10 protein-coding genes, 1 tRNA gene and 1 pseudogene are annotated in these 12,215 nt (G+C 33.5%); 11 read left to right on the top strand and 1 reads right to left on the bottom strand.

Annotated features, from left to right (window positions below; all coding sequences use genetic code 11):
* The 8 genes from WFK35_RS00005 to WFK35_RS00040 all read left to right on the top strand — a co-directional run.
* The coding region (locus WFK35_RS00005) for a biopolymer transporter ExbD (protein WP_336730760.1) at positions 1 to 496 on the top strand (496 nt) is incomplete at its 5' end.
* Positions 497 to 508: 12 nt separating this feature from the next.
* Positions 509 to 1,084, top strand: a complete 576-nt coding sequence (locus WFK35_RS00010; RefSeq protein ID WP_214587382.1) for an ExbD/TolR family protein — start codon at positions 509 to 511, stop codon at positions 1,082 to 1,084.
* Between the two features lie 24 nt (positions 1,085 to 1,108).
* Entirely contained in the window at positions 1,109 to 1,951 is an 843-nt protein-coding gene (locus WFK35_RS00015; RefSeq protein ID WP_214587381.1) for an energy transducer TonB, read from the top strand.
* A 75-nt stretch (positions 1,952 to 2,026) separates the two neighbouring features.
* Complete coding sequence (locus tag WFK35_RS00020) at positions 2,027 to 2,224, top strand: DUF308 domain-containing protein (protein WP_250902056.1); 198 nt, start codon at positions 2,027 to 2,029, stop codon at positions 2,222 to 2,224.
* The gene (locus WFK35_RS00025; protein ID WP_336730761.1) at positions 2,214 to 3,086 is read left to right on the top strand and encodes a PstS family phosphate ABC transporter substrate-binding protein; all 873 of its coding nucleotides are present in this window, start codon (positions 2,214 to 2,216) and stop codon (positions 3,084 to 3,086) included. Before WFK35_RS00020 ends, WFK35_RS00025 begins: the two co-directional genes overlap by 11 nt.
* 95 nt (positions 3,087 to 3,181) lie before the next feature.
* Positions 3,182 to 4,831 (top strand): tetratricopeptide repeat protein, encoded by a 1,650-nt coding sequence (locus WFK35_RS00030; protein WP_336730762.1) that lies wholly within the window; start codon positions 3,182 to 3,184, stop codon positions 4,829 to 4,831.
* A 78-nt stretch (positions 4,832 to 4,909) separates the two neighbouring features.
* Positions 4,910 to 5,629: a bacillithiol biosynthesis deacetylase BshB1 gene (gene bshB1, locus WFK35_RS00035; RefSeq protein ID WP_214587378.1), complete on the top strand. Its 720-nt coding sequence runs from the start codon at positions 4,910 to 4,912 to the stop codon at positions 5,627 to 5,629.
* Between the two features lie 35 nt (positions 5,630 to 5,664).
* A tRNA-His gene (locus tag WFK35_RS00040) sits at positions 5,665 to 5,740 on the top strand.
* Positions 5,741 to 5,803: 63 nt separating this feature from the next.
* Here the strand turns inward: WFK35_RS00040 and WFK35_RS23255 are convergent.
* Positions 5,804 to 6,327: pseudogene (locus tag WFK35_RS23255) on the bottom strand (transposase).
* A 566-nt stretch (positions 6,328 to 6,893) separates the two neighbouring features.
* On the opposite strand from WFK35_RS23255, the gene WFK35_RS00055 reads away from it, so the two are divergent.
* The 3 genes from WFK35_RS00055 to WFK35_RS00065 all read left to right on the top strand — a co-directional run bounded on the left by WFK35_RS00055 (position 6,894) and on the right by WFK35_RS00065 (position 12,104).
* Complete coding sequence (locus WFK35_RS00055) at positions 6,894 to 7,784, top strand: hypothetical protein (protein WP_336730766.1); 891 nt, start codon at positions 6,894 to 6,896, stop codon at positions 7,782 to 7,784.
* 18 nt (positions 7,785 to 7,802) lie between these two features.
* A complete protein-coding gene (locus WFK35_RS00060) occupies positions 7,803 to 10,040 on the top strand; it encodes a S8 family serine peptidase (RefSeq protein WP_336730767.1) in 2,238 nt (745 codons plus the stop codon).
* Between the two features lie 99 nt (positions 10,041 to 10,139).
* Entirely contained in the window at positions 10,140 to 12,104 is a 1,965-nt protein-coding gene (locus WFK35_RS00065; protein ID WP_336730769.1) for a T9SS type A sorting domain-containing protein, read from the top strand.
* The last annotated feature ends 111 nt before the right edge of the window (positions 12,105 to 12,215 follow it).

Here is a 12,215-nt window from a genome sequence, read left to right on the forward strand (position 1 = left end):
TGATGTGGAGCAGATTAAACCGCCATCTTCAATATCAGAGAAGTTACTTCCTGATGCAAGTTTGATGACCATCAACGCTACTCCGGACGGAAAATTTTATTTTCAGCCAGTAGAAAATGCATCTGAGAGACTACAGCTTTTAGACAATATGGGAAGAAAGTATGGAATTACTTTTGACAATAACGAAAAAGCTGCATTCCAGAAAGTACAAGCAATTGGGGTTCCTATGAACCAGCTTAAAAGCTATCTTGATTTGCCAGATGACGAGCAGAAAAATTTCAAGAGTCCTACAGGGATTCCTATGGATAGTACAAATAAGCAGTTAGTAGACTGGGTAAAAGAAAGTTTGAACGTAAATCCTGATTACAAATTAGCAATTAAAGGAGACGTTACAACTGAATACCCAAAAGTAAAAAGCTTATTTGAGGGTTTAAGAGATATAGATTTTCTTAAATTTTGGTTGATTACATCACAAGAAGGTAAACCTAATGAATAATATCATTTAGAAATGGCAGAAGTACAAGTACAGGAAAAGGGCGCCAAAGGCGGCAAGGTACGTTCCAAGAAACAGAGTACCAGAGTCGATATGACTCCAATGGTGGACTTGGGTTTTCTATTGATTACCTTCTTTATGTTCACAACCACATTCTCTAAACCGAATGTAATGGATTTGGGTCTTCCGGCAAAACCGAAGGATGAAACAAAAAAACCACCTCCAACAGAAATTAAACTTTCTAACTCTATATCTTTATTATTAGGTAAAGACAATAAGATTTTCTGGCATCAGCAGGACAACACGTCTTTAACAGATCAGAATCTTAACGAAACTACTTTTGATAGAGAAGGAATCAGAAAAGTAATTGAGCAGGCAAAAGCAAATGCGGCAGATAAAACTAAATTTACGGTTATTATTAAGCCAACTGACGATGCTGTATATAAAAACTTCGTAGATATCCTTGACGAAATGGCAATTACAAAAAGCGAGCAGTACGGTGTTACTGATCTTAAACCTTGGGAAAAAGCTATTTACGATAAAAAAGTGGGTAATTCTGGAGCTGCAGCAGCAACTCCGGCTACTAAGTAATTTAAACCATAAAATTGTAAATCTATGGCAAATGAAAATGTATACGATCCGAATCTTACTTTAGATGAGATTGTATTTGAAAATAGAAACAAGGAATATGGTGCATACGATTTAAGACATCAGTACCCAAAACTTCTGACAAAATCTTTCATCGTTGGAACAGCATTATTCCTTATTGCTGCTTTGTCTCCATTTATCTATCTTACCATTAAGAGACTTACTGCTCCGCCTAAACAGGAAGTTAAGGCTGATCTTGTAGATGTTCTTCAGGAAGATAAAATTATTGAGCAGCCAAAAGAAGAAGAACCACCACCACCACCTCCGCCAAAAGAGGAAGAGAAAATTGAAATTATTCAAAACGTGGTTCCAGAGCCTGTAAAAGCTCCAAAAATTGAAACACCACCACCACCGATTTCTAAGCAATTAGAAACAACGACGGGTCTGGTAAATCAGGAAGGGGTAAAAGCTCCGGCTTACACTCCGCCGCCGCCGCCGCCATCAACAGGTACAAAGGCATCTACCGCTGAAGTAAAACCACAGGTAAGCGATACTCAGGTTTATACAGAAGTTGAGCAGACTGCTGAATTCCCTGGAGGTATTAATGCTTTCAGAAATAAAGTATCCAGTAACTTTGATGGTTCAGCAATGAACGGAGATGAAGGTACGGTAAAAACTGAGATTACCTTTGTGGTAGAGAGAGACGGAAGTATTACTGATGTTAAAGCAAGTGGTGGAAATTCTGACTTCAATGCTGAAGCAATCAGAACCATTAAGTCTATTAAAAATAAATGGACTCCTGCTAAGATTAACGGTCAGTCTGTACGTTACAGATTCAGATTACCTTTAACAATGAATTTTGAAGGATAATATTTATCTTTAAAATAATAATTAAAAAAGAGAAGCATTTGCTTCTCTTTTTATTTTTTTTGGTATTTTTGTTATATGATGTTCAATTGGTTATCTCTGGTTACGGGATTATTTTATATCGTTTTGGGAATTGTAGTGATATTCTACAAATTTTTCTTCACAGTTTTGGATCCTGGAGTTGCCTATGCGCTAGGTGGACTTCTTATTTTATATGGAATTTTCAGAATTTACAGAGCAATTACTAGAATTAAAAATTCAGGAAATGAAGAATAGTATTAAACTTATAATGCTGTTTTTCGTTAGCATTGTAGTAGTAGGTTGTAAAAAAGAAGATAAATCTGCGTCATACCATAAAGGTGAAATGACAATTCTCACCGATGAATCTTTTAAAAGTGTAACAGAGGCTTTAGCAGAAGGGTATATGATCAACTATCCTGAAACAAAAATAAAAGTAACTACCAAAAAAGAAGATCTCGGATTTATTGATTTACTTAACAATAAAGTAAGAATCGCTGTAATGTCGAGAGATCTTACTCCTGAAGAGATTAAAGAATATGAAAAACAGATTGAACTGAAATTTCTGCCCGCAAAATTTGCAGCAGATGCTGTTATTTTTGTTGTTCCCAAAGATTCTCCCAAAGAAAAGATCACAATTGATGAGATTCAGGAAGGATTACAGTCTGACAATAAGGTATTTATTTTTGACGGAGCTAATTCCAGCAATCTGAATTTTGTTGCGCAAAAGCTTAAAAAACTCCCAAAAGATTTAAAATTTTCAGTCATTCCGGGAAGCAAGAATATTATTGAAGAACTCAATAAATATCCTGATAAAATAGGGGTTATCGGTCTTAATACTTTCAGCCGTCCTTATGATAAGGAATCTGAACAGTTGAGAAGTATGGTGAAAATTCTTCCTGTTGAAGACAAGGGAAAACTTTACAATACAGATTTTGAAAACCTGCGTAAAATGAATTATCCATTTACAAGAGTCCTATATTTTTTAACAAACGAAGGAAACTTCAATCTTGCCAATGGTTTTATAAGGTATTCGTGCACACAACTTGGACAGATGATCGTTCAGAAAGAAGGCTTGCAACCTTATAATCTTTACAGAAGAGAAGTTCAGATGCGTTAAAAAGTATTAAATTAATCCTTTAACCAAAATAAATGTATTATTTTGGTCTGAAAATTGTGTATTACTTAAATTGAATTTTGATTAGAAAATATAAAATGAAAGATATAATGAATATGAATGTAAAGAAGCTTGCTTTTGGAGCAGCTGTAATGTTTTTTACCAACTTTGCCGTTGCACAAACTGTACAGGATGGTATCAACAGTATCGATAGTGATAAATATGCTCAGGCAAAAACTAATTTTACGAACATGATCGCTTCAGCACCTACTGCAGAAAACTATTTCTATTTAGGAAATACCTATCTGAAGCAGGGAGAACCTGATTATGTGGCAGCAACCGAGAATTTTAACAAAGGTCTTGCAGCAGACAGTAAAAGTTATTTAAATAAATTAGGTTTAGCAACTGTAAAACTTGGAAAAGGAGATAAAAATGCTATTGCTGAAATTCAGAAAATTGTAACAGATTCAAAAGAGAAAGATGCAGAAGTTCTTTTCAGAGCGGCAGAAGCATTGACTTTATTTGAAAAAAATAACTCTCCTGATCTTGCAATTCAGTATTTGAATAAAGCGATTGAAAGAGCTGAGAAAAAAGGAGTTCCGGCTCATTATTATTATACTTTAGGGGATGCTTACAGACTAAAAAGAATGCCTGGAGATGCAATGTCTGCTTATGACAAAGCCCTTCCTCTGGCTAAAAATAAAGCATCGGTTTATACAAGGATTGGTACTTTATGGATGGCTGCGCAACAATGGCAGCAAGCTAAAACAAGCATAGATAAAGCAATCGCGACAGATCCTTCTTATGCTCCTGCGTATAAAGCTCTTGCTGCTTATGATATCAGATATCAGCAAAATGCAAAAGCAACTCAGGATCTTATCAACTATACAAAATATGCTGATGAAGATCCATATACTCAATTAGAAATTGCAAAGCTTTATTTTACCAATGAAGACTATGCAAATTCCAAGCAGGTTTTAGATAAGATTTTTGATAAGATCAATGATCCTATTAAATTTAAATTGAGAGCGTATCAATTATATGCTGACGGAAAATATGCAGAAGCAAAACAGAACATGGATAATTTTGTTTCTCAGGCTGATAAATCAAGAGTACAACCTGCAGATCAGGGGCTGCAAGGGCTTATCGCAGCAGGTTTAGCAAAAACTGAAAAAGATACCGCTAAGAAAGCAGCGTTAACATCTGAAGCACAACAAAAAATAGCTATTGCAAAAGCTGCAAAAGATGAAACATTAAAGTGGGATATGGAATTGGTGAAAATAGCTGGAGGAGGCGCTTCTCAGGCTGATATTGATGCAGGACCTACAAACCCTACTATCGAAGGATTGAAGCAGAAAGTTGCAGCGAATGCTCAGGATTCAGACTCTCTATTTAAGTTGGCAACAGCTTATCAGGATGCAAAAAACTGGAACGGTGCAATCGCGACATGGCAAAAAATGAATGCTTTATTGCCTGATTGGGCACCTGGTTATTACAGTTTAGGCTATTCTTATCAACAAGCCGGAAATAGTGATGCAGCGAAAATGGCATACGAAAAATTCATTAGCACTGTGAAACCTACAGAACAGGAAGCCAATAAGCAAACTCTTGCTTACGCTTATTTTGCTGTAGCATATATGTCTAAAGATTCAGACTTTGCAAAAGCAAAAGATTATGTTGCGAAATCTGTACAGTTGGATCCAACTTATCAGGACGCAGTAAAATTAAATGCAGAACTTAATAAATAATTTAATACAATTATAAATAATGAAACTTCCCATTCTTAATGTTTGGGAAGTTTTTAATTTAACCCTATCTTTGAGAGTATGAAAACAGATATACTAGCTTTTGGTGCACATCCTGATGATGTAGAATTGGGATGTGGAGGAACGATAGCCAAAATGGTTTCAGAAGGAAAAACCTGCGTTATTGTTGATCTTACGAGAGGAGAACTCGGAACAAGAGGAACTGAGGAAACCAGAAAAAATGAAGCATTAGATGCTGCAAAAATTCTCGGTGTTTCTATCAGAGAAAATTTAAATATGAAAGATGGGTTTTTGGAAAATAACGAGGAGTATCAGATGAGGATTATAAAAATGGTTCGTAAATACAGACCGGAAATCGTCTTTTCTAATACAACTGATGACAGACATCCCGATCATGCAAAAGGATCGAAATTAGTGTCGGATGCGTGCTTTTTAGCCGGTTTAAGAAAAATCGAAACAGTTTTGGAAGGCGAAATTCAGGAAGCATGGAGACCAAAACATATTTTTAACTATATGCAATGGAAAAATGTGGAACCTGAATTCGTTATTGATATTTCAGAATTTCTGGATGCGAAAATTGAAGCTTGTAAGGCTTTTAAGACTCAGTTTTATGATCCGGATTCTAAAGAGCCGGAAACTCCGATTACTTCAAAAAACTTTTTGGACAGCTTAACTTACCGCGCGATGGATTTAGGTAGATTATCGGGAGTGGCTTATGCTGAGGGATTTACGTCTGAGAAGCTAATTGCATTGAAAAATTTTGACGGAATTGTTTGGTAATTAAAAAATCTTTCCTATATTTGCACTCACAAAACGGTGATTGTAGCTCAGTTGGTTAGAGCGTCGGATTGTGGTTCCGAAGGTCGTGGGTTCGAGACCCATCATTCACCCAATAAAAGTACACTTTTTAAAAGTGTACTTTTTTATTTTACAACAGATTTTAATTTCAACAAATTAAATTAAAAGTTTATTCCTGAGATTTTCTTGCGTATATTTTTTTTGATCAAGCGCAAAAGTTGGGGGCTGAGCAAAAAGTTTAGTTAATCTGAATAGAAAGAATGCTTTGTATTTTACACCTATCAGTTGTAATCTGAAATTTTTTATTTTCGCATTGAAGGATTCCGCAGCGGCACTGGTGCTTCTTGCTTCAAAATAATTGAGAATGTCGTTGTAATGATTTATTATGGTATTTTTGAGCGTCGAGAATGATTTAAAACCTGACTCTTCAATATTCTAAACCAATAGTCAAGCAATAGCATCGCAACTGATCTGGAGATATTATGATTGTATATCTTCCTTAAACCATCCGATAAATGGTATATTTTTTCTAAATCCAGATATTCTCTAAACAGCATCTTTTCCCGTGTAATCCGATTTTCCGTCCATTTTTCCATGCTTTCGAAAAGTAAATGTAGGCTTCTTATCAGGAGTTGTTTTCGGGTATCTCGGTCTTCAAAAATCTGAATTTCAGGTTTCACTTTCCTGTCTCTGGATTGTGTTATAATTTCATTTTTCTTGCAAACAAATGCTGTAATAGTGTTGTAAATAAGGTTGATACATATGTTTTAAAATATGTTATTGTAAATTAATGAATTTAGAAAATTATGAATTTGTAAAATTATTATAATACAATACTGTATTTATTACTTACAGATTTAAAATAACAAAGTAAAATGGTAAAAAATATAAAATTGTGGGAATAATTAATGATAAGATTTTATAAATACGTTTTTTAACCCTTTTCATTTAAGAGATAGAAAAATCGTAAAATATTGGATAATAAAGAATGTGGATTTTACTATTAAAATCAAAATGCTTATTCTTTATTACTTATCACGGGTTTATAATAAAAAAATAATAAAAATTATTAAGGATAATAATTAATTACAAATGATAAAATGTAAATAAATTAGGGTTATGATTTAAAATTTGATTTAAGTATTTAAATATGTGATTCCAATAAATTTTATTACCATTTGATGTTGATTTATGCAAATTTTTTTGAGTGAAAAAAATATATATATTTGCGAAAAAAAATACAAAAATGAAAAAAATATTACTCACGATAAGTTCTCTGATCGCTGTTTTCTCTTCAGCACAAATCTGGAATACGACAGGAAACAACGGAACAAATCCATCAACCAATTTCTTAGGTACTATAGATGCTCAGCCTTTAATATTTAGAACAAACAATTCTGAAAAGGTAAGAATAACACTTAATGGAAATGTAGGAGTAGGGACTGAAAATCCAACCCAAAAATTAGATGTTAATGGTTCTGTTATCGCTAATGAGAAATATAATAATGGCAACGAGGGTTCTTACTATATTAAATTAAATGCAAACGGATACAATATCCCTATTATTAGCTATTTAGAATACCCTGATAATACATTATTTTTTGGGAATCCTGGAGGACAGTATCATAGTAAAACAATAATCAGGGGAGGAAATGGAGATGTTTTAATAGAACCTAACTCTACTAATGGTGCTTTCGTTGTTAAGGCACAATCGGGTAACGTAGGAATAGGATCTATGAATCCAGATTCAAAACTTACAGTAAAAGGAAAAATTCATGCAGAGGAAGTGAAAATCGATTTACAGGTACCTGCAGATTATGTTTTTCAAAAGTATTATAATGGGGCTTCTGATTTAAAGAATGATTATAAAATGTTATCTTTAGATGAAGTAGAAGAGTTTACCAAAAAATACCACCATTTGCCTAATTTTTCATCCTCAAAAGAAATTATTGAGAATGGATTAGAATTAGGAATAACAACAAATAAGCTTCTTGAAAAAATTGAAGAACTTACTTTATATTCTATTGATCTGAATAAAAAAAATAAAGAACAAGAGGACTTAATCAAAAGTCAGGCAGATATTCTTAAATCTTTGAATGAAAGATTAGAAAAATTAGAAAAGGCAAAGCAGAAATAATCCTAAAAATATTTTCCGATGTATAAAATATACCAAAAGTCAGTTTTGGGAATTTCTGTATTCTTTTTCATGTCGGTATTTTCACAAGAAAAGCAAGATGCCAATAATCGATTAATAGAAGATCAAAAGAATTTCCAGTTACAGATTATAAATAAAGAGAATAAACAGAAACAGGAAGTAGAACGTTTAAAATCTTTAGGATTTCCGGAATTTATTGAAAAAGATGGAAATAATAAGCAATTAGTTGGTTCTGATGAAAATGGCAGACCATTATACTATACGACATTGAATGCCGGAGCGGCACAAATGACAAAAGCTAATACATTATATGCTGGAGGAAGTACTGGATTAGACATTTCAGGACAAAATATGATTATAGGACAATGGGATTATTCAAAGCCAAGAGTTACACATGAATTGCTTTCCGGAAAGATTACTTATGATTCTTCTCAAAATCAAACTACAACAAGGCACAGTACGAACATTGCAGGAACAATGGTTGGAAGTAATGGAGACACAAATGCAAGAGGAATTGCATTTAATGCAAAACTTCATGCATATGATTGGGTAAATGATGTATCTGAAATGCTTAATGAAGCTTATTCCCCAAATAATCCAACGGGTATTTTAGTTGCCAATAATAGTTATGGTTTCGATCCTTTATATCTTCAAACCTATCAATTTGGAAAATATAATTCTACAGCACAGAACTGGGATAACCTGATGTATTTAAGACCATATTTACAAATTGTTAAGGCTGCGGGAAATTCCAGAGAAATAGATCCTGCTCTTGTTCCTCAGGTAACTGTGAAGGGAGGATATGATTTACTTGAAGGAGCGGGAATTGCTAAAAATGTTTTGGTTGTGGCTTCTGCTAAAAAAAATCTTAATATGAATTCTGATGAAGATTTTGATATTTCTTCATTCAGCAGTTATGGTCCAACTGACGACGGAAGGATAAAGCCAGATCTATGCGCACCTGGAGAGACTATATATTCATCTATTGAGACTTATGACTCCGCATACGGAACTTATAAAGGAACTTCATCAGCGACTGCTGTAGTTTCTGGTATTATAACATTATTACAGCAATATTATAAATCTGTGAGTCCTTCTCAAAGCTATATGCAATCTTCTACAGTTCGTGCTCTGTTGGCTCATACAGCCAATGATAAGGGAACAGAAGGACCAGATTATATTTACGGATGGGGAATGGCAGATGCGAAAAGAGCAGTTGCTGCTATACATGATAATATTGAAGGAATTATTGGGGATTATAAAAAATCTACATTAATCAAAGAGATTTCTCTTAATCAGGGAAATAAATATACTTTGTATGTAGTTCCTCTTGATGTTAGCCAGCCTTTATCCGCCACGATATCATGGACTGATCCTCAAGGAAATCTTGTGAGCAATACTGTAGATCTTTCTACCCCTAATTTAGTTAATGATCTTGATCTTAAAATTGTTAAAGTAAATTCAAATGGTACAGAGACTGTTTATTACCCTTGGAAATTAGGAGGAATGAATAATCTTACGGCAGCAGCGACTAAAAATTCCACGAATAATGTAGATACAATTGAGAGGGTAGATATTAAAAATCCTACTAAGGACACTTACAAAATTATTGTGTCCCCAAAAACAAACACAACACCATTACTTCCAAATGGTGTTCAGAATTTTTCTATTGTTGTTTCTAATGTAGATTTTTGTTATAAAGAAGATTTAAAAATACTTACAAGTCCGGTTGATGACATTACAACTCCACAAACTATCTGGGCAAAGCAGATCGTAGCAAGTAATAAAATTATTGCTCATGTACAAAATGTTGAATATCTGGCTTCAAAAGATATTACATTGAAAGTTGGTTTTCATGCAGAAAATGCTTCAGGCTTTCATGCACTCATTACTCCTTGTTTTGATATGATTTCAGCATTCAGATATGTTGCACAAAAAAGAGTTTCGGATCAGAATGTTCTTCCTGAAACTATAAAAAGCGAAAGTAATTTTACAATCTTTCCGAATCCTACAAAAGATGAAGCTCATATAAAATTCAGATTAGAAAACTCATCAGCAGTAAAAATATCCGTATATGATGCTTCCGGAAAAATTATTCTGAATAACCAAAGTAGTGAAGCGTTTCCAAAAGGCGAATATTTACGAACAATTGATGTGAGTGATTATCCTTCCGGAATTTATACGGTTAGTTTAGAATGTAGTGACTTTAAAGAAACTAAAAAGCTTATTAAAAAATAAATCTTTGAGAATCGAATGTGCCGTTATTTAGTGCGATAAAAATATTTTAGACGATTCTCAGCGATTACAAATTTTCAAAATTTGAGATAAACACTTATGATGAAAAAAATACTTTTCTTTTTTCATATCCTTTTGCTGGATATGTGTTTTGCCCAGTCTCCTGGCGGTGTTTCGGGAGTGAGTGTTTGGTTTAAAGCTAATTCTGCACAAACTCCTGCATTAACTTATCAGGATTATAGTGGGAATCAGAATGAAATTAAAGCGATATCTACTCAGAACCAACCTAATTATACATTATTTAATTATAATGAAAGTTTGGATTTTGACGGGGTGGATGATTATCTGAAATTTCCATATTTGATGGAGACTATGGATAAGACTACTTTCTTTACAGCGTATCAAAATCAAAATACATCCACGGAAACAGCTATGTTTTCTTCAGAAAAGTCTTACGAGAAGGAAATATATTTCAGCACAAAAAATATTTTCCGGTATAACAATGAACAGATTAACTATATCAATACCAGTACCATTGATGATCTTCCTTCATTCAGTATGTATACAAGATTCGGAATTCCCTCAGAAAAGATTCATTCTGTTATAGGTACGACGGGAATATCTTCTATGTACGTAGGAAAAGATATAAGAAGTACCGCATGGCAGAATTTTAAAGGTAAACTTCCTGAATTTTTCATATACCGTAAAATTCTTACTCAAAATGAAAGAAACCGTGTAAATTCTTATCTGGCTGTAAAATATGCAGTTACAATGCCTTATACTGAATATTATAGTTCAAAAAGTAAAAAGATATGGAAGCAGGATGACTTTACTAATTACTCTGCAAACATTGCAGGAATTGCCAGAGATAAGTATTCAGGTTTGTATCAGAAACAGGCAACGAGTTCTTCAGAAAATAAGCGGCTTATTATTGCAGCTAAAAAATTAGCTGTAGATAACAATAGCAATGATGCAGATTTTCCCGATCAAAGTTTTCTTATATGGGGAGATAATAAAGAGCAATTATTGTTAGATACTCCTACTTCCGGATATCAGTTGTTTAAAAGAAAATGGAAAACCAGATTTTCTACAGAGACTTCTCAGACCATTCCGACTGAAGTGGTTTTTTCTGTCAAAAACATACTTACTATACCTGCAGATAAAAAGTTATGGTTATTTATCGATAAAACCGGACAGGGAAATTTTAATTCTGCCAACGTAGAAGTATTTCCTATGGATTATGTAGATGCAGATCAAAATGTTCATTTTAATAATATCACCTTTGATCAGGATTTATCAGGAACAGATGTTTTCACTTTTGCTTTAGGAAATAAAATATTATCAATTAATGAACTTCAGCAGCCTACTTGTACACAGAAGAAGGGAACATTAAATATAAATATTAAAGGAGGTAAAGCTCCTTACCATATTCAATTAACGGGTAACGGTATTAATCAGAATTTTAATGTTTCTACATCCCAGTTATCTTTCCCCGACTTGGTAATCGGAAACTATCATCTTATCATTACGGATGCGGATGGGAATATAATTAATGAAGATTTTACAGTCAATGATTTTAACTCGATCAATTTAGATTTAGGACCTGATGTGATAATAAGTTCCGGAGGATCTGCTCATTTCGATGCAAGTACCCAGATCTCGAATCCGAATGCTACTTATCAATGGACATCAGATAATGGATTTAGCAGCTCTTCCGCTAATATTACAGTGTATGAACCTGGAGTTTATACGGTAACAGTGAATACACCAGATGGCTGTACAAAAAAAGATACAGTAAAAGTAACTCGTAAAAGAGAAAACGGAATTGTATTATACCCAAATCCAATGCCTAAAGGTCAAGTGTTTACCATAAGAATTATATCAGATATAAAAGAGAATGTAGATATCAAAATCTATGATGCTTCGGGAAGGCTTGTAAAGACCATACAGGATAATGGAAAAGACTATTATGAAATTAAAGATACGCTTTTAGTAGAGGGAGCTTATGTAATTGTTGTGAAAACGACTTCTGAATTAAAAGTATTTAAGCTCATCGTCACCAATTAGCCGCTAATAAACAATCTCTTATAGATAAAAAAGGAATTAAACAAAAACTAATTGCCTGAAATTCTTTCAACAGTTTACAGGTAATCATTTTGTAGTAGAAAAGCATATACA

It is taken from the genome of Chryseobacterium sp. VD8, assembly GCF_037149975.1.
GTDB lineage: Bacteria > Bacteroidota > Bacteroidia > Flavobacteriales > Weeksellaceae > Chryseobacterium > Chryseobacterium indicum.

Coding starts and splice junctions, on each gene's coding strand:
- WFK35_RS00060 (WP_336730767.1), top strand. CDS start 7,803: ATGTATAAAATATACCAAAAGTCAGTTTTGGGAATTTCTGTATTCTTT.
- WFK35_RS00030 (WP_336730762.1), top strand. CDS start 3,182: ATGAAAGATATAATGAATATGAATGTAAAGAAGCTTGCTTTTGGAGCA.
- WFK35_RS00020 (WP_250902056.1), top strand. CDS start 2,027: ATGATGTTCAATTGGTTATCTCTGGTTACGGGATTATTTTATATCGTT.
- bshB1 (WP_214587378.1), top strand. CDS start 4,910: ATGAAAACAGATATACTAGCTTTTGGTGCACATCCTGATGATGTAGAA.
- WFK35_RS00055 (WP_336730766.1), top strand. CDS start 6,894: ATGAAAAAAATATTACTCACGATAAGTTCTCTGATCGCTGTTTTCTCT.
- WFK35_RS00015 (WP_214587381.1), top strand. CDS start 1,109: ATGGCAAATGAAAATGTATACGATCCGAATCTTACTTTAGATGAGATT.
- WFK35_RS00010 (WP_214587382.1), top strand. CDS start 509: ATGGCAGAAGTACAAGTACAGGAAAAGGGCGCCAAAGGCGGCAAGGTA.
- WFK35_RS00025 (WP_336730761.1), top strand. CDS start 2,214: ATGAAGAATAGTATTAAACTTATAATGCTGTTTTTCGTTAGCATTGTA.
- WFK35_RS00065 (WP_336730769.1), top strand. CDS start 10,140: ATGAAAAAAATACTTTTCTTTTTTCATATCCTTTTGCTGGATATGTGT.